We start from the raw sequence: 17,558 nt of genomic DNA, 5'->3' as shown, positions 1-17,558 counted from the left end.
CCCCTTCAAGCGCGGCGCGACGAGGGCCGGGGCACGATCCCGACCGCCAGCTTCCTGAGCGCGCCAAGGCTCGTCCGGAAGGGCACCAGGCCGATCAGCACGACCAGGAGAGCGGCGAGGCCCAGAGCGGCGGCCTTGGCGGCCAGCGTCAGCGCCAGGCCGAGATCCGGCAGGTTCGCGATCGCAGCGCCGATCAGCACGCCGCCCAGCGCCCCGAGCGCGATGTTCGCCCAGCGGACGGGGATTCGGTAGAGAGGCTGGCTGAAGACGAACCAGAGGAGGAGGAAGACGCTCCCTGCAAGCAAGGTAGCCAGAGCGGCGCCCGTTATTCCCCACAATTGGATGAAGGCGAAGTTGGCGGCCACGGCCACCCCCGCGCTCGCGACCGAGACCCACATCTGTCGCATCGTCCGCCTGGCGATCGCGAAGCCGGGCGCAAAGACGTACATTTGCGCGAACAGCAGGCCCGGCGCGAGCAGCAGGACGAGCGGCCCGGCGTCGGCATAAGCGGGATTGCCGAGATAACGGATGAATTCGGGGGCAAACAAGCCGAGCGCCAGGGATGCAACGACGGCGAAGCCGAAGAAGAGCTCGAACAAGCGCGCCAGCTGAGCCGGCGTGCGCGGGTCCTGATGATGCTTCATGACGAGGGGCGTCAGCGCTCCCTGAACGCCGACGATGCCGAGCGTGGCGATGCCGGCGATCTGCGCGGCCAGCGTATAGAGGCCGACATCCTCCAGGCTCGACAAGCCGTTGAGGATCAGCCGGCTCGCATGGACGCTGAGGAACAAGGCAATGCCCGCCGGCACCAGCGGCAGCGAGAATTGCAGCAAGGTCGACAGCTTTTCGCGATCGAGCTTGAGCTCGAAGCTGCGGCGAAGACCGAAAATGCCGAGGCCGACCGCGATGGCCGCGCCCAGGCCCTGGCCGAGCACGACTCCGGTCAGCGGCGGATCGACCACGAGTCCCAGCGCCAGCGACAAGGCAAGGCTGAAGAAACTGAACACGAGGCTGATCAACACATATTCGGCGGTGCGGAATTCCCAGCGGCACTGATTCTGGAGGAAGTAGAACAGGCTGGTCAGGGCCATCAGCGGCAGGGCGATGCGGAAGGCCGGGAGGAAGGCGAGATCGCCGAGGATAAGGCGGCAGAGCGGCGCGGCCAGGACCTGGCCGGCCACGAGGAACAAGACCAGCATCATCAGCAGGAAGGTCCAGGCCGTGCTTGCGATCCGCTTCTTCTCCGCCGCCGAAGCCGGCGCATAGAAGCGAGCCACGGCCTGAGCGATTTCGAGCGGGATCAGGATAACGACCAGTGCGGTGACGGTCACGATCATGCTGAGCGCGCCATAGTCGCGCGGAGTGAGGATGAAGGGCAGGACCAGCAGCGCAACCACGAGGGTGGCACGCGACAGGATCGTCGCCGTGCCATAAGCCGCGCTCTGCCGCACGGCCTGGTCCATCATCCCCCCGCTCGGCTTCCCGTTCATTCCTCGCTGCCGCCGATGATCCGGCACGGCGCGCCCGCGGCTCGGCTTCCCGCCGGCAGATCGGAAAGCACGATGCTACCCGCGCCGACGACGCTCCCGTCGCCGATCGTCACGCCCTTCGCGACGACCGTATTGGGGCCGATGTAGCAGCGGTTACCGATCCGGGTGGGCGCGCGCTCGATCTCCGCCTTGCCGCCCGATGTCGCCCAGGCAACAGAATCGTGGCTGTAGATCTGGACGCCGGCCGATATCGAGCAATAGGCGCCGATGGCGAGCCCGCCCGATCCGTCCAGCACCACGCCGGGGCCGATCCAGGTCTGCTCGCCGACCGTGACGTCACCGATCACCAGGGCGCTATCATAGATGGAGGCGCCCTCGCCGAAGCCAAGCGCCCGCGCTTTCTCCCATCGATCCACGACATAGTCGCCGAACGGCAACGTCCGGCGGAAACGGACGTCGATTTCCTGGCGCCGCTCGCGCCAGAAAGCCTTCAGCTCCTCGATCAGGCTAGGCATGATCCATGTTCCGCAGGAACTGCTCGAAGCTCAGCAGCGACCAGATGAGCAGGCGCCGATTGTTCGTCCCGCTCAGATGCTCGTCGAGAAGGCGGCGCACGGTCGCGGCGTCGAGATAGTCGTAGAGGCGCGCCTTGCTGTCCAGCAGCGTGCCACGCACGAAGTCAATGCTCTCGCCCTTGAACCAGCTCGCATCGGGTGCGGAGAAGCCCTGCTTCTCCGCCTGCGCGACCTCTTCGGGGATGAAGCGGCCCATCACGTCGCGCAGGATCTGCTTGCCGTCCTTCGTCTTGGTGAAATAGCGCGCCGGCTTGTCGCCGGCTTCGTTCTCGTTGAGCCGCACCACCTCGGCGAGATTGTTGAGCTTCAGCCGCACCGGAACCTGCATGGCGAAATCGACGAGATCGTTGTCGAGGAACGGCACCCGCGTTTCCAGCCCATGCGACATGCTGAGCTTGTCCTCGACGACGAGCAGGCCGTGCAGGAAAGTCTTCGCCTCGAAATAGAGCGAGTGGTTGATATAGCCTTCCGGGCTGTCGAGCCCCTCGTCATGGGTTTTCAGCACGTCGCGGAAGATGTCGCGCGTGGAGACGCCCGAGACCTCGCCCCAGACGGGAGCGAAGAGGTCCTTCAGCTCCCCGTCGGCCAGCATGCGCTGCCAGAAGCCATAATATTTGTCGACATAGGCCTCGAAGCTGTCGTTTACGACCGCGCGATAATAGCGCCAAGGATAGCCGCCGAAGAGCTCGTCGCCGCCGGCACCGCTCAGCACGACCTTGACGAACTTCGAAGCAAGCCGCGCGACATAATAATTGGGGTAGCTCTGCCCGACGCGCGGCTCCTCCAGATGCCAGCTCAGGCGCTGCATCGCCCGCTCCATGTCGCCCGCCTTCAGGACCATCTCGTAGTGCTCGGTCTTGAAATGGTAGGACATGGCCTCGGCCTTCACGCGCTCGTCGAAGGCGAGCTCGATTCCCGAGGCCGAGCTCAGGTCGAAACCGCAGGTGAAGGTCTTGAGATAGGGAAAGGACTGCGCGGCGACGGCGGTGATCGAGCCCGAGTCCATCCCGCCGCTGAGGTAGGAGCCCAGCTCGACGTCGGTGACCAGCTGCCGCGAGACCGCCTGGCGGAACAGCCGGTCGAGCTCCTCGCGATAGGCTTCGTCGTCGGCCGGAGCCTCGGGTTCGCGAAAGTCATAGTCCCAGTAGCGCGTCCGCTTGAGCACGGGTTCGGCCGCTGCCAGATCGAGGACGGCATGATGACCGGGCGGAAGGAGTTCCACTCCCTGCAGCAGCGTCCGGTCGGTGAAGATGTTCTGGAAGGTGAAATATTCGAACAGACCCCCACGATCCACCACCGGATTGAATTCGGGCAGCGCCATGATCGCCTTCTGCTCCGATCCGAAGGCAAAATGGCGGCCCCGCTGCCAGACGTAGAGGGGCTTGATGCCGTAACGGTCCCGGGCAAGCAGCAGCCGGCGCTCCTTGCGGTCCCACAGCGCCAGCGCAAACATGCCGTTGAACCGTTCGAGCGCCGCCACGCCCCATTCGGCGAGCGCATAGAGCACGACTTCACTGTCGGAGCGCGACCTGAACCAATAGCCGAGCGCCTCCAGCTCCGCCCGGAGCTCGCGGAAATTGTACACCTCGCCATTGTAGCTCAGCAGATAGCGATGATCGGCGCTCGCCATGGGCTGGTGGCCGGCGGGCGACAGGTCGATGATCGCGAGCCGGCGATGGCCGAGGCCCACATTACCTTCGATCCATTGTCCCTCGCCGTCGGGTCCGCGATGGGCGAGAGCATCGGTCATACGCTGCAGCACGACGGGGGACACCGGTGCCCCGTTTAGGTGGATCAGCCCCGCTATCCCGCACATCGGGCCGGCTCAGAGCGCGCAGAGGGTTTCGATGACATAGTCATAATCCTCGGCGTTCATCCGGTTGTGAAGCGGGATCGCCATCGTGTTGGCGTCGCAGTCGCGCGAGCCGGGAAACTCGTCCGGCGAGATTCCGAACCGCTCTCTATAATAGCCGAGCGTCGGGATCGCATGCGTACCCGGCCGGGTCGAGATACCCGCCGCCTTGAGATGCTCCATCAAGGCGTTGCGCGGCATCGGGGCGGTCTCGGGATCGACATAGGTCACGAAAGCCTGCCAGGCATGCCCGCCACTCTCGCCGAAGCGGGGCATGCGCAGCCAGCCGAGCCGCTGCAGGCCGTCGCGATAGCGCTCCGCGAAATGCTGGCGCTCGGCGATGAATCGGTCGAGCTTGCCGAGCTGGACCAGCCCCACCGCGCCCTGGAGATCGGTCATCCGATAGTTGAAGCCGAGCAGGTTGAAGTCCGGGAGAATATAGGGCTTGGGACCGCGATGGCGCTGCTCCTCGGAGACGGAGGCGCCGTGATTGCGGAGCCGGGCCATCGTCTCGGCCAGCTCGGAATCGTTGGTCGTCACCATCCCGCCTTCGCCGGTGGTCACCGACTTGCGCGGATGGAAGGAGAAAGCGGCGGCGTCGCCGAGCCCGCCGGCCGGCGTGCCGCGCCAGGCGGCGCCGGCGGCGCACGCGGCATCCTCGATGATCCTGACGCCGTCGGGTACCGCCGCCCGGATCGCCGCCATGTCGGCACACAGGCCGAACAGGTGGACGGCGATCACCGCCTTGGTGCGCGCCGTGACCTTCCGCGCCACGTCGGCCGGATCGACATTGTAGGTTTCGCGATCGACGTCGGCGAAGACCGGGGTGGCGCCGCAATAGAGGACCACATTGGCGGTCGCGACCCAGGTGAAGGCGGGGACGATCACCTCGTCGCCCGGCCCGATGCCCATCCCTGCGAGGATGAGATGAAGGCCGGTCGTGCAGCTCGTCGTCGCCAGCGCATGGTCGACGCGATGCCGCTCAGCGAAGGCCTGCTCGAAGGCGGCGACCTTGGGCCCCTGCGTCAGCCAGCCGGACATCAGCGGCTCGCGGCAGGCCTGCCACTCCTCCTCCCCGGTGGCGGGGAGGGATATCTGGATCATCGGGCGCTCGGTCATGCCTCGACTCCGGCCCGGTCACGCCGCGCCTCCACCTCCGCCTTGTGGGCGGCGCGCCAGGCGATGAGCCGTTCGAGCCCTTCGCGCAGGCCGATTTCGGCCCGAAATCCGATCTCGTCGGCCGCCAGCTGCGGATCGCCGATCCGGTTGCGGACCAGGGTCGCCGTGCTTCGCGGCGCGTAGCGGATCGGCCGGTTCGATCCGGTCAGATCGAGAAGCAGCTCGGCGAGCTCGCGAAGCGAGGTGCGCTTGCCGGTGCCGACATTGTAGAAGCGATCGCTCGCCTCGCCCTCCATCGCCCGGACATTGGCCAGGGCGCAATCCTCGACCGCAACGAAGTCGAAGGCCTCGGATCCGTCGCCGAGCACGGTCGGACTCTCGCCCCGGTCGATCGCGTCCAGCATCTTCATGATCACCGCGATATAGGCGCCGCGATAGTCCTGCCGCGGCCCGTAAACGTTCATGTAGCGCAGGCCGACATAGTCGAGGCCGTACCGGTGATGGAACGCCCGCAGCATCGCCTCGCCCGCGATCTTAGTCGCGCCATAGAAGTTCCGATTGTTGAACGGATGGTCCTCGGTCATCGGCTCGGTCACCGCGTCGCCATAGACGGACGCGGACGAGGAATAGACCAGCCGCTTCACGCCCTGCCTTACGCAGGCTTCCATGACGTTGAACGTGCCGCGAACGTTCACGTCGAACGCACTGCGCGGATATTCATGGCATTGCAGCAGCCACAGAGCGGCGAAATGGAAGACGCCGTCGGCGCCCTCGAGCGCCGCCTCCAATATGTCCGTCTGGAGGATGTCACCGCCTATGTCGAAGACCCGAACACGGGGATCCTTCAGCGCCTGCTCGAGGTTCTCGGGCGTGCCGCGGACGAAATTGTCGTAGATCAGAACCTCGCCGACGTCCTCGGCGAGCAGGCGATCGGCGGTGTGCGAACCGATCAGGCCGGCCCCGCCGATCAGCACAAGCTTGCTGCCTTCAAGTCGCATTTCGGCCTTTCGTTTCAGGAAGTTGCTCCAGCGGCGCAGGGCCGGCGGCGGCGGGGAGACACGGCCTTAGGCGGAGGCGTTCAGGGCGTCCACCCTTGCGGAGCGACGGGCCGGCATCAGGCAATGGCCTGCTCCAGCGCGGCAACGATCCGGTCCTGCGAGGCCGTGTCGAGATAGGGGTGCATCGGAAGGCTCAGGACCCGATCAGCGGCGCGGCGCGAATGCGGCAACGGCCCGGCGATGCAGCGCTCGCGATACGCCGGCTGGCCGTCGAGCGGCACCGGATAGTGGACGGCGGTGGGGATGCCTGCTCCCTCCAGGCTTGCGCGCACCGCGTCGCGATCCTCGACGAAGACCGTATATTGGGCGAACACGCTGGTGCGATCGCCCCGTTGCGCGACGCGATCGATGCCGCGAGCGTCCAGCAGGCGATTGTATCGCTCGCCGATCTCGATGCGCCGCCCGATCTCCCAGTCGAAGCCTTTGAGTTTCGCGAGCAGGATGGCGCATTGCAGCGTATCCATTCGGCCCGCCACACCGATCCTCGTGTGATGGTAACGGCCCGACTGGCCGTGGACGCGTATCTCGCGACAGGCCGTGGCGAGCGCCTCGTCATCGGTGAACAAGGCGCCGCCGTCGCCGTAGCAGCCGAGCGGCTTGGACGGGAAAAAGCTGGTGCAGCCGATGGTCGAAAGCGCGCAGCTCCGCCGGTTCCGGTAGACGGCGCCGAAGCTCTGCGCGGCATCCTCGATCACCGCCAGGCCGTGGCGGGAGGCGACGGCGCCGATCTCCTCCATGTCGGCAGGCTGGCCGAACAGGCTGACGGGAATGATCGCACGGGTCCGCTCATTGACCATTGCCTCAAGCCCCGCCGGATCGAGGTTGCAGGTGTCGGGCTGGACGTCAGCGAGCACCGGCGTCGCGCCCGCCAGGATGACGACCTCAGCCGTCGCGGCGAAGGTGAAGGCCGGCACGATCACCTCGTCGCCCGGCCCGATATCGAGCGCCATGAGGCTGATCAGCAATGCGTCGGTGCCGCTCGCCACGGCAACGCAATGGCGCGCGCCCGCATAAGCGGCGAGCGCCTCCTCCATCTCGGCAACCTCGGGACCCAGGATGAAGCGTCCATGGTCGAGCACGCCGGCGATCGCCGCGTCGATTTCGGCCTTCAGCGCAGCATATTGCGCCTTGAGGTCGACGAACGGGATCATCGCGCCAGCCAAGTCAATTCCCCTCCGCTCAGCCGATAGATTTCCCCCGTCGCCGGACAGACCGCCTCGCCCTTCCCGTCGAGCGGCAAAGCGAGCTTCTCGCCGTGCCGGCTCATCCAGCCGGTCTGCCGGGCCGGTGCGCCGACCACCAATGCGTGAGCCTTCACGTCACGGGTCACCACCGCGCCGGCTGCGACGAAGGCATGCTCGCCGATCGTGACGCCGCACAGGATCGTGCAATTGGCGCCGAGCGTAGCCCCGCTCCTCACCCGCGTCTCCTTATATTCCTGCTTGCGGTCGACGCCGGCGCGCGGATTGACGACGTTGGTAAAGACGGCGCTGGGACCGCAGAAGACCCTCTCCTCCAGCACGACGCCGTCATAGACCGAAACATTGTTCTGGATCCGGCAGCCGTCGCCGATCCGAGCCCCGCCTCCAACGAACACATTCTGGCCGAGCGTCACGTCGCGGCCGATACGGGCGCCGGCGCAGACATGAACGAAGTGCCAGACATGCGAGCCATCACCAATCAGGGCGCCATCGTCGACGACCGCGCTGTCGTGGCGGAAATAGCTCATCCGAGTCCGTGCCCGCTCGCCATGGGATGAGCGTCGCCCGCCGCGGGAACGGGACGCGCGGTCCGGATCGCGGCGACGGTCTCGATCGCGCAGCGGCTCGCCTCCAATCCAAATCCGCGCCCTTGCAGTATCTGCTCATAGCTCAGGGTGTGGAGATCGGCGAAACCGCCCGAAAACTCCACTTCCTCGCCGTCGACGGTGATCGACCGGAAAGTTCGCTGCCCCGCTTCGCGGCGCGCTTGCGGAACGTCGGCCGCGTCGACCGAAAGGAACCACCGCACGCGCGCATTCTCATATTCGAGATAGCCGGCGGCGCGCACCAGATCGCAGAGGTGGACGCGATTGTCCTGCAGCTCGCCGAACACGAAGTGCAGCATGTCGAAGAAGTGCACGCCGATGTTGGTGGCGATCCCGCCGGACTTCTTGTCGTCGCCCTTCCAGGAATAAAGATACCAGCGGCCGCGCGAGGTGACGTAGGTGAGGTCGACCTCATGCTTGCGCCCCGAACCCGCTGCGGCCCGGACGCACTCGCGCAGCGCGAGGATGGCGGGATGGACGCGCAGTTGAAGGATCGTGCTGACCTTGCGGCCTGCCGAGGCCTCGGCCTCCACCAGCCCGTCGATATTCCACGGATTGAGCACCAACGGCTTTTCGCAGATCGCGTCGGCGCCGGAGCGCAAAGCGAAACGGATGTGCGAATCGTGAAGGTAATTGGGCGAACAGATCGAGACATAGTCCACCCGCTCCGATCCATCCGCCCGGCGCAGCTTGTCGATATGGCGGTCGAACCGCTCGAACTCGGTGAAAAAGGCGCTGTCCGGAAACCAGCTGTCGATAATCCCGACGCTGTCGCTCGGGTCGAGCGCGGCCACCAGCCGATTGCCGGTTGCCGAAATGGCCTGCATGTGGCGCGGCGCGATATATCCGGCCGCGCCGATCAGCGCGAAATTGCGCTCCCGCGTCGCGCCCCGTGAGGCTGTTTCGCCGTTCGACACCCGCTCGCTTCCCCGGGAAAAGGAAGGGGCCCGCCCCCTCCGCTCGCTGCGGCCCCTATCATAGAAGAGGACGGATGCCAGTCTAGCGATGCGCGGCCGAAACTGCTTGCCAGCCGTAACGAGCGATGCTGAGCCTCGGCCGATGGCCCGCACTGTCGTCCTGTCGATCAACGCCAGCTGGAACGTGTTCAACTTCCGGCGTGGGCTCGTCGCGGCGCTGCGCGAAGCAGGCTGGCATGTCGTCGTGCTTGCCCCGGCTGACGAATATGCGCCGCGGCTGGCGGAGATGGGCGTCGAGCATGTGCCGATCGCCATCGACAGCGCCAGCCTCTCCCCAGCCAGGGACCTCGCCTTGCTCGCCGGCTATTACCGGCGTCTCGCCCGGATCCGACCAGACATATTTCTCGGCTTCACCGCCAAGCCGAACGTCTACGGATCGCTCGCCGCGCAGGCGCTCGGTATCCCAGTCATCAACAATATCTCCGGGCTCGGCACGGCGTTCATGAAATCGGGTCCGCTGCGCTGGATCGTCGAGCGCCTCTACCGGGTCGCCTTACGCCGCTCGGCCATCATCTTCTTCCAGAACGAGGAGGATCGCCGCCTTTTCCTCGATTCAGGTCTCGTGCGGCCACAGCAAGCGCGCCTCCTGGCCGGATCGGGGGTCGATCTTGCCCGCTTTGCACCGGCGTCAGGGCGGGAGCGGCCGCCCGGGCCTTTCACCTTCCTGCTGGTCGGGCGGCTGCTGTGGCAGAAAGGCGTGGCCGAATATGTCGAGGCGGCCCGCCTCGTCCGACGCGAAGTGCCCGATGCCCGTTTCCAGCTGCTCGGCTTTCTCGAAGCCGCGAACGTGTCGGCGGTCGGGCGGGCGGATGTCGGCGGCTGGCAGTCGGAAGGACTGATCGACTATCTTGGCCAGGTCGACGACGTGCGGCCGCTCGTGGCCGCGGCCGATTGCCTCGTCCTTCCATCCTATCGCGAAGGCTTGCCGCGATCGCTGCTCGAAGGTGCGGCGCTGGCGAAGCCGCTGATCGCCAGTGACGTTCCGGGCTGCCGGCAGGTCGTGGAGCACGGGGTCAACGGACTGCTTTGCGAAGTGCGCAATGCCCGCTCGCTTGCCGACGCGATGCTCGCGATGCTGCGCCTCGACGAAGAAGCACGGCGGGCGATGGGCGCGGCAGGTCGAAAGCGGGTCGAGCGCGACTATGCGGAGGAGCGGGTGATCGGCGCCTATCGCGACGCAATCGACGAGAAGCTCGCCGCCGTCGGCCCCGTCAATCGGCGCTGAGGTGTCGCGTCGGCCGTTTGGCCGCCCATGACCTGCCCTCCCGCCGCGCTCCGATCCTGCTGCTCGCCATGATCGCACAACAGGCGGCAAACACCGCCCCGATCGCGGCGGTGCGCAGCGGATAGTCGACTAGGCTGTGCGCCATGATCGCTGCGGAGGCGATCGTGGCGGCACGGGCGAGATAATCCGGTTCGGCCGCCCGCCAGACGACGAGCGTGCGGCGGCCCCACCAGAAGAGGAAGAGCAGGAGCAGGAGCAGCCCCGGCAATCCCGTTTCCAGGACGATCTCTATCCAGTCGCTGTGGACATGGTTGATATAGGTGGTCGTCACCCGCTCCGGATCCTCGTACATCCGGTAGATCGGTCGGAACGTCCCAATTCCCGAGCCAAGCGGGAAATAGTCCTTCACAGCCTCGAAGCTGGTGGTGAAGGTGGTGTAGCGCGAAACGACGTCGGTCGGTGCCTCGTCGCTGATCAGATTGTTGTCGAACCGTCCCGAGAAAACGGCGGCGACCGATGCCGCGGCAAGCAGCAGCACCGCGGCAAGCGCCCAGAGCGGCATTTTCCGTTGGCGAAGCATCAGCAGGAAGGTCGCGGCGGCCACCGGGATGGCAAGACCCAGCCCGGCGAGCGACCCGTTGATCGCCAACCCCACCAAAATGATCGCAAGCAGTCCGCCGAGGATCAGCCAGAGCCCCGCGGATTTCTGGGCGGCCCGACCGCGGCGGCGTGCCATCATGTTCAGCGCGCCGAGGAACGGAATCGCCGACACCAACAGGGTCGCCATGTGGTTGGCATTGGAGAAGAAGCCGACGGTGACGCCGTAATTGGTGATCTCATAGAAATACCAAGGCGAGTCGTGCCCGCCGGCGACCTGCAGGGCGCCGACCAGCACCGACAGCGCCGTGGCCGCGACGATCGTCCAGCCGATCCACGTCTCGCGCGCACCGAGCCTGATCATGCCGAGCAGCACCGCGACCCCTGGAAGCAGCCAGAGCGCCGAGGCGATGGTCCGATCGGGAGCCAGCGACCAGGGCAGCCAGGGCAGCGGCTCGCCAATGAGCTCGAATCCGTCGCGGACATGATCCCGGCCGGGCAGCGCGGTCCACAAAGCGGGCGGCAGCGGCACGAGCTGCAGAAGGATCAGCCCGACCATGAGTGCCAGCAGGAGCTGCAGGCGGCGCGCCGGCTGGCCGATCGGCGGATCGGGCATGAAGGCGAGGGACGCGAACAGGATCGGGATGGCGAGCAGTTGGAGGACGAAATTCGCCCACAGGCCGGCCGCGCTTGCACCGCCGAGCACCAGGCAGAGCAGCATGTAGGCCGCAAGAGCGCCCGAGATCGCCACCTGCCTCATCGTGTTTCCGCTCCCGCGATACGAAGTCCGGTGACGGTCACCTGCTGGTCCTCGGGGAATTCCGCCGCGGTGCCGACGAGCCGCAGCCACTGGCCGAGGCAGCCGGAGGCCGGCACCGTGAAGCTGCCCGAGAGCCGCCTCGAGGCGAAGTCGACGCCGGTGATCGGGACCGCCACCAGTCGTCCACCGCCGGGATGGCAGGTAACGGTCCAGGCCAACTGCCCATGTTCGCCGTCAGCCTCGCCTTCGACATCGAAGCCGACTTCGTATGTTCCGGGAGCGAGGGTCAGCAGCTGACTGGCGAGGACCGCATTGCCGCGGCCGTAATATTGCACGTGGAGACCGCCCGATCCATCGCGCTCGGCGAAGCCGTCGGAGCCGAGCTCAAGGTCCCAGTTGAAGGGCGGCGGCCCGGGCAGAGCCCGGAACTCGGCGTCGTAAATGCCGGCGGCGCGCGCCGCAGGATCGACACCGACGAGGCTCGTCCATACGCGAAGCGCCTCGTCGACCCGGCCCCGCTCTACCATCCGGTCGAGCATCAGCCGCTGCCAGCGCGGAGTCTCGCTCCGCGCCGCTTGGCGCCCCTGCGGCCCGGCCAAAGCGAGGATGAGGTCCGGATCGGCGCCCTCGCGGGCCAGCTGCTCGAGCACGCTCGTGCGGATCCGCGGATCGGTCTCCATCACCTTGCGGACCGCGCCACGCGACGCCGGATCGCCTGCCATCCGGCCGAGTTCGCCGACGAGGAAATCGCCCACTTCGGGAAAGAAGCGGGTGAGGACGGCAATGGTCTCGGCCGCCTCGGCGGTGCGGCCGCGCCGGACATGCTGGTCGAGCTCGAGCAAGAGGGTGTAGCGGGAGCGCGGATTACGGCGCGCGGCCATGGCGAGCAGGCGGTCCGCTTTGTCGTCCTCGCCCGCATCCATCGCCCGGCGCACGCCGATCAGCAGCGGGACGTCCGACAGTGGCAGACGGCGAAACGCTTCGTGGGCAGACCGGACGGTTTCTTCGGAAGGCGTCCCGGCCAGCTGGAGCTCTGCCCGCGCCAGCTCGAGTTGCGCCTCTGCCTGTCCGGTCGCCCCCACGGGCGCTGCCGCCGGACGACTTTCGATGAGCGCGTTGGCCGCTGAAACGCGGACCACGACCCAGCCGAGCAGCAGGGCTCCGATCGCAGCCAGCAGGAGGATTGGAAGCGGAGCCCTCCCGGAGATGCCCGCCTCGCCCGATGACGATATGGAGCGACGGCGGGAAGGGCGGAAACGCTCCGCCGAGTCCCGCTTCCTCATCGCGGCTCCCTCGGCAGCGAAGCGTCTCCTGCCCAAGCGGGCGCGGGAGAGCCGGCGGTGGACAAATACCAACGGGCTTCATCCTCCACGGCCAAGGCAGTCAGCACGCCGGTGCGATAGGCGCCGGTATCGACCCCGATCCGGTTGGAGCGCTCCTCCACCTCGGGAACGATGGTATGGCCATGAACGACGACCAGGCCATGCTCGTCATCGAAGCTCAGGAAGGGTTCGCGTATCCAGCGCAGGTCGAACTGGTCCTGCTCGTTCAGATCGATCCCCGGGCGTATGCCGGCGTGGACGAAGAGATAATCGCCGAAGCGGAAAGTGTCGGCGAAGCTCTCGATGAATTCGAGATGCGCCTTCGGGACCTTGGCCTTCAACTGCTCGACGGCGGCGTCCGGCTCCATCCGCTTGAGTGCCGCCGGATCAAGCCCGTAGCTTTCGACGCACTCGGCGCCGCCGAACTTCAGCCAGTCCGCAAGAATGGCCGATTCTCCGTCGAGGATCCGGGTGAAAATTTCCTCGTGATTGCCGGCCAGAAACACAGGCGTGGCGCCGGAGGGGCGATAGCCGAGCAGGCGTTCGACGACCCCCGCCGAAGCCGGCCCGCGGTCGATCAGGTCGCCGAGAAAGACGATATACGTGCTTTTAGGTGGTCTGGAGGCAGCATCCTCCTCGATCTGCCGAAGCAGGGAATCGAGCAGGTCGAGGCAGCCGTGAATGTCGCCGATGGCATAGAGACGGGCGTCCGCTTTGCCGCGGGGCCCGGAACGCTGCGCGGGGGATCGGCGCGACAATCTCCTGAAGAAGCTCATTCTTCCATCGTTCCGGCTCTGAATGACGCCCCCTTGAAGCCCCAGATCGATTTCACGGATCGATTCCGGACTCCCAGCGCCGGCCCTAAATGGCGCGGGCCGCCGGAGCAAGCCGAAGGGCTCCTGGCGATGCCGCCTATGGGACGTTCAACGCGCGCCGTGACCGTTCACGATCACCCGAATCGTGCCCGCGAGGATCAGAAGATCGAGCCAGAAGGAAAAATTCTTGATGTAGTAGAAGTCGTAATGGAGCTTCTCGAGCACCTCGTCGACCTGGGCGACATGGCCTTGCTTCAACTGGGCCCAACCGGTGATTCCCGGCCGGACGATGTGGCGATAGCGGTAGAAAGGGAGCTCGGCTTCGTACCAGCTCGACAAGGGAATGGCCTCGGGCCGAGGGCCGATCCAGCTCATCTCGCCCTTGAGCACGTTTATCACCTGGGGCAGCTCGTCCAGCCGATAGCGCCGCAGGAATCGTCCTACACGGGTCACCCTAAGGTCCTTGTCGTCGGTGATGGCGGCGAGCCGGGGATCGAGGTCGGCCGCGGTTTCGAAGCGCATCGTCCGGAACTTGAGCATGCGGAAGGCGAAACCCCGATATCCCATCCGCTGCTGCCGGAAGAAGGCAGGACCGGGGGAATCGAGCCGGATCGCTACCGCTATGGCTGCCATGAAAGGCGCCAGCAGCGGCAGCGCGACCAAGGCGGCGGCGAGATCGCCGAAGCGCTTCACCTTGCCATAGACGATGCCCGGGATGAGCGAACCGAGATTATTCTCCGAAAGATGCTCGATCGCGACACGGCCGGTCAGCGATTCTTCCATCTGCTTGACGTGCATCACCAGCATTCCGTCCAATGCGCGATCGGCCAGGAAGCGTTCCCAGCGCTCGCCGAGATCGGCGCGCAGGTCGGCGACGATCATGTCCAACTCGCCGGTGGCCGAACGGTGCGTCGAGAGATCCACCCATCCGACATCGGGGATGGCGGTGAGGCGCTCGGTAGCGCCGCCCGGTATGAAGCCGATCCTGAGGCGCCTGCGGCGAAGCTTGAAATAAAGCAGGTAGAACCAGAGGATGCAGAGCAGGAAGCTGACCGAGAAATGCAATCGGCTATAGTCGAGGCGCGCGAAGAAGAAGACGGCCAGCACGGCTCCGTAGGAGGCGGCGAAGGTCGGCAAGATATTATAGGACGCCCGCACCCCGGGGTAGCGCGACAACCGCCGGTAGGCGAAATAGCCGATCGACAGAGCGATCACCGTTCCGACGAGCGAATTCTGCAGCCCTGGCCATTCGAGCTCCTGGATCTCGAGATTGACGCGTACGGCCCAGGGAAGCAGCACTGCGACCAGCAGGCCAAAGCCGAGCTGGAAGCGCGCACTGCTCCACAGATCGCGGCGCGCAATCGTGTATCTTTCCGGTTGGTCGGCCATGGTCGGACCAGGGCTCCTCGGTGAAGCAAGGCTCAGGCGCGATGAGCGTAGGGAAGACAGGGCAGCCAAGTCCACTGGGATCGGCACCGGGCTGGCTACATGCAGCCCCGCCGGTTGTCGACCCGCTACGCCTTCTGTAAGCGCGCGGGCGACCACAGCATGTTTGGGGACTCATGAACATTCTCGTCACCGGCGCGGCCGGCTTCATCGGATTTCACGTCGCCGATCGTCTCATGGCTCGCGGCGACAAGGTCGTCGGCCTCGACAGCGTCAACGACTATTACAGCGTTTCTCTGAAGCGGGACCGCCTCGCCGAACTGCAGCGGCGCCACGGCGATGCCTTCCGGTTCGTCGAGGCGGACTTTGCCGACGAGACGGCGCTGGAGAACGGGATCGGTGCCCTCGATTTCGATCGAATCATTCATCTCGGCGCCCAGGCCGGGGTCCGCTATTCGATCGAGAATCCCCGCGCCTATGTCCAGGCGAACCTGGTCGGGCATCTGAATCTGCTCGAGCTCGCCCGCCACCGCCAAAGCTCCCATCTCGTCTACGCCTCCTCCTCCTCCGTCTATGGAGGCAACGACACTTTGCCGTTCCGGGTCGAGGATCGCGTCGATCACCCGCTCTCGCTCTACGCCGCGACGAAGAAGTCCGACGAGCTGATGAGCGAGACCTACGCCCATCTATACCGGCTACCCCAGACCGGCCTGCGCTTCTTCACCGTCTACGGCCCCTGGGGACGGCCCGACATGGCGATGTGGCTGTTCACCAAAGCCATTCTCGCCGGCGAGCCGATCAACGTGTTCGGAGAGGGAAATATGCGGCGCGACTTCACCTATATCGACGATATCGTCACCGGCGTCGTTGCGGCGCTCGACAACCCGCCGCCGGACGACGGCAACGAGAAAGCCGGCGGCAGCCGCGCCACCCATCGGCTGTACAATATCGGCAACAACCGATCCGAGGAGCTGACGCGCATGATCGGCCTGATCGAGGCCTCGTGCGGCCGCAAGGCCGAGAAAAGGCTGCTCGAAATGCAGCCGGGCGACGTCCGCGACACCTACGCCGACATCAGCGCCATCCAGCGCGACCTCGGTTACAGCCCGACCACGACGATCGACGAAGGCGTGCCGCGCTTCGTCGCCTGGTATCGGGACTATCACGGCCTCTGAGCGAGGCCGTCGTCTCAGTCAAAGGGTCCAGCGCCGGATAGCAGGCCCGAGGTCCAGCCGGCGCCAGATACCCTTCAGGTCGGCGACGCAGCCGCCCTCGCGGACGAGCTGGAGGATCCGGTCGGCCGGTAGCGCGCGATATTCGGCGTGAGGCACAGCCGCTACGACCAGATCGTAGCGGCGATCAAGCGCCTCCCCGTCGAGTGCCACCCCATATTCATGCCTCGCCTCGGCGGGGTCGGCGCGAGGATCGTGCACGGTCACCTCGTGCCCGAGCGCCTCGAGCCGGCGGATCACGTCGATCACCTTGCTGTTTCGCAGATCCGGCACGTCCTCCTTGAAGGTGAGCCCGAGAATGAGTGCGCTGCCGGCGCGCTCGCCCACCTCCCCATGCAGGCGATCGGCGACCCAGCGGCCCATGCCGTCGTTGATCGATCGGCCCGCCAGAATCACTTCCGGTTCGTGGCCGAGCTGCTGCGCCCGATGGCTGAGATAATATGGGTCGACGCCGATGCAGTGGCCACCGACGAGTCCGGGCTGGAACGCGAGAAAGTTCCACTTGGTCCCGGCCGCGTCGAGCACGTCCCAGATGGACAGGCCGAGGCGGGAGAATATCTGCGTTATCTCATTCATGAAGGCGATGTTGATGTCGCGCTGGGCGTTCTCGATGACCTTGGCGGCCTCCGCCGCGCGGATCGAGGCGGCACGGAATACCCCGGCGCTGGTGACCGAGCCGTAAACCCGGGCAAGCGCGTCGGTCACCGCGTCGGTCTGGCCGGCAATCACCTTGACGATCCGATCGACCGTATGCTCGCGATCCCCGGGATTGATGCGCTCCGGCGAATAGCCGAGGAAGAAATCCTGCCCACAGACCAGACCCGACGCCTCTTCGAGCAGAGGACCGCAAACCTCCTCCGTAACGCCCGGATAGACCGTGCTCTCATAGACGATGATGGCGCCCTTGCCGATGAGCCCGCCTACGGTCCGGGAGGCTCCGATCAGCGCGCCCAGGTCGGGGCGGTTCTGAGCATCGACGGGTGTCGGAACGGTGACGATGTACAGATCCGCGCCGCGGCAATCTTCCGGTCGGGAGCTCAGGCGGAGCGTCGACAGTGCAAGGACGTCGGCATCGATCTCGCCAGTGCGGTCATGATGGCGCGACAACTCGTCGATCCGCCCCTGGTCGATATCCAGACCGACCACCGGAAATTGCCGGGCAAGCGCGATCGCCAAGGGCAGACCGACATAGCCAAGGCCGACGACGACGATGCGCATATCCTTCGATGCGGACAATTCGGTTCCCCACTCTCTCGCGGCCACCCGCCGTATCGGCACGCCCTAGCGATACCCGCGCGGCGGTGCCAAGCGATAAAGGCATCCTCCCCGGCACATACGGCACT

The 17,558-nt window shown here is 66.0% G+C and carries 15 protein-coding genes; 2 read left to right on the top strand and 13 right to left on the bottom strand.

The genetic code is table 11. The annotated features are described in order from the left end of the window. Positions 1 to 5 precede the first annotated feature (5 nt). The 8 genes from EKM57_RS16535 to EKM57_RS16500 form a co-directional block, all read right to left on the bottom strand. Positions 6 to 1,490, bottom strand: a complete 1,485-nt coding sequence (locus EKM57_RS16535; RefSeq protein ID WP_129793622.1) for a lipopolysaccharide biosynthesis protein — start codon at positions 1,488 to 1,490, stop codon at positions 6 to 8. Continuing rightward, the gene (locus EKM57_RS16530; protein ID WP_129793621.1) at positions 1,487 to 2,005 is read right to left on the bottom strand and encodes a DapH/DapD/GlmU-related protein; all 519 of its coding nucleotides are present in this window, start codon (positions 2,003 to 2,005) and stop codon (positions 1,487 to 1,489) included. Before EKM57_RS16530 ends, EKM57_RS16535 begins: the two co-directional genes overlap by 4 nt. Beyond that, the gene (gene asnB / locus EKM57_RS16525; protein WP_129793620.1) at positions 1,998 to 3,881 is read right to left on the bottom strand and encodes an asparagine synthase (glutamine-hydrolyzing); all 1,884 of its coding nucleotides are present in this window, start codon (positions 3,879 to 3,881) and stop codon (positions 1,998 to 2,000) included. The genes EKM57_RS16530 and asnB overlap by 8 nt, the downstream gene beginning before the upstream one ends. 9 nt (positions 3,882 to 3,890) lie before the next feature. Continuing rightward, positions 3,891 to 5,036: a DegT/DnrJ/EryC1/StrS aminotransferase family protein gene (locus EKM57_RS16520; protein ID WP_129793619.1), complete on the bottom strand. Its 1,146-nt coding sequence runs from the start codon at positions 5,034 to 5,036 to the stop codon at positions 3,891 to 3,893. After that, on the bottom strand, positions 5,033 to 6,034 hold the full coding sequence (locus EKM57_RS16515; RefSeq protein WP_129793618.1) for an NAD-dependent epimerase/dehydratase family protein: 1,002 nt from the start codon (positions 6,032 to 6,034) through the stop codon (positions 5,033 to 5,035). The genes EKM57_RS16520 and EKM57_RS16515 overlap by 4 nt, the downstream gene beginning before the upstream one ends. Positions 6,035 to 6,150: 116 nt before the next feature. Continuing rightward, positions 6,151 to 7,245, bottom strand: a complete 1,095-nt coding sequence (locus EKM57_RS16510) for a DegT/DnrJ/EryC1/StrS aminotransferase family protein (RefSeq protein ID WP_129793617.1) — start codon at positions 7,243 to 7,245, stop codon at positions 6,151 to 6,153. After that, entirely contained in the window at positions 7,242 to 7,823 is a 582-nt protein-coding gene (locus EKM57_RS16505; protein ID WP_129793616.1) for an acyltransferase, read from the bottom strand. Before EKM57_RS16505 ends, EKM57_RS16510 begins: the two co-directional genes overlap by 4 nt. After that, on the bottom strand, positions 7,820 to 8,818 hold the full coding sequence (locus tag EKM57_RS16500; RefSeq protein ID WP_256386904.1) for a Gfo/Idh/MocA family protein: 999 nt from the start codon (positions 8,816 to 8,818) through the stop codon (positions 7,820 to 7,822). The genes EKM57_RS16505 and EKM57_RS16500 overlap by 4 nt, the downstream gene beginning before the upstream one ends. 142 nt (positions 8,819 to 8,960) lie before the next feature. Between EKM57_RS16500 and EKM57_RS16495 the strand changes: the two genes are divergently transcribed. Next, complete coding sequence (locus tag EKM57_RS16495; protein WP_129793615.1) at positions 8,961 to 10,103, top strand: glycosyltransferase family 4 protein; 1,143 nt, start codon at positions 8,961 to 8,963, stop codon at positions 10,101 to 10,103. On the opposite strand, the gene EKM57_RS16490 is transcribed toward EKM57_RS16495, so the two are convergent. The 4 genes from EKM57_RS16490 to EKM57_RS16475 all read right to left on the bottom strand — a co-directional run bounded on the left by EKM57_RS16490 (position 10,090) and on the right by EKM57_RS16475 (position 14,986). Then, on the bottom strand, positions 10,090 to 11,460 hold the full coding sequence (locus tag EKM57_RS16490; RefSeq protein ID WP_129793614.1) for an O-antigen ligase: 1,371 nt from the start codon (positions 11,458 to 11,460) through the stop codon (positions 10,090 to 10,092). The two genes, EKM57_RS16495 and EKM57_RS16490, sit on opposite strands and share 14 nt — an antisense overlap. Next, positions 11,457 to 12,743: a hypothetical protein gene (locus tag EKM57_RS16485; protein ID WP_129793613.1), complete on the bottom strand. Its 1,287-nt coding sequence runs from the start codon at positions 12,741 to 12,743 to the stop codon at positions 11,457 to 11,459. The genes EKM57_RS16490 and EKM57_RS16485 overlap by 4 nt, the downstream gene beginning before the upstream one ends. Next, entirely contained in the window at positions 12,740 to 13,558 is an 819-nt protein-coding gene (locus EKM57_RS16480) for a metallophosphoesterase family protein (protein WP_129793612.1), read from the bottom strand. The genes EKM57_RS16485 and EKM57_RS16480 overlap by 4 nt, the downstream gene beginning before the upstream one ends. A 147-nt stretch (positions 13,559 to 13,705) precedes the next feature. Further along, positions 13,706 to 14,986: a sugar transferase gene (locus EKM57_RS16475; RefSeq protein WP_129793611.1), complete on the bottom strand. Its 1,281-nt coding sequence runs from the start codon at positions 14,984 to 14,986 to the stop codon at positions 13,706 to 13,708. Positions 14,987 to 15,159: 173 nt separating this feature from the next. On the opposite strand from EKM57_RS16475, the gene EKM57_RS16470 reads away from it, so the two are divergent. After that, a complete protein-coding gene (locus EKM57_RS16470; RefSeq protein ID WP_129793610.1) occupies positions 15,160 to 16,158 on the top strand; it encodes an SDR family NAD(P)-dependent oxidoreductase in 999 nt (332 codons plus the stop codon). An 18-nt stretch (positions 16,159 to 16,176) separates the two neighbouring features. On the opposite strand, the gene EKM57_RS16465 is transcribed toward EKM57_RS16470, so the two are convergent. Next, positions 16,177 to 17,433 (bottom strand): nucleotide sugar dehydrogenase, encoded by a 1,257-nt coding sequence (locus EKM57_RS16465; protein ID WP_129793609.1) that lies wholly within the window; start codon positions 17,431 to 17,433, stop codon positions 16,177 to 16,179. Positions 17,434 to 17,558: the final 125 nt, after the last annotated feature.

Origin of the sequence: Sphingosinicella sp. CPCC 101087 (assembly GCF_004151485.1) — a bacterium.
Taxonomy (GTDB): domain Bacteria; phylum Pseudomonadota; class Alphaproteobacteria; order Sphingomonadales; family Sphingomonadaceae; genus Allosphingosinicella.
The sequence above is the reverse complement of the archived record's forward strand: the minus strand, read 5'-3'. Positions and strand labels throughout refer to the sequence as shown.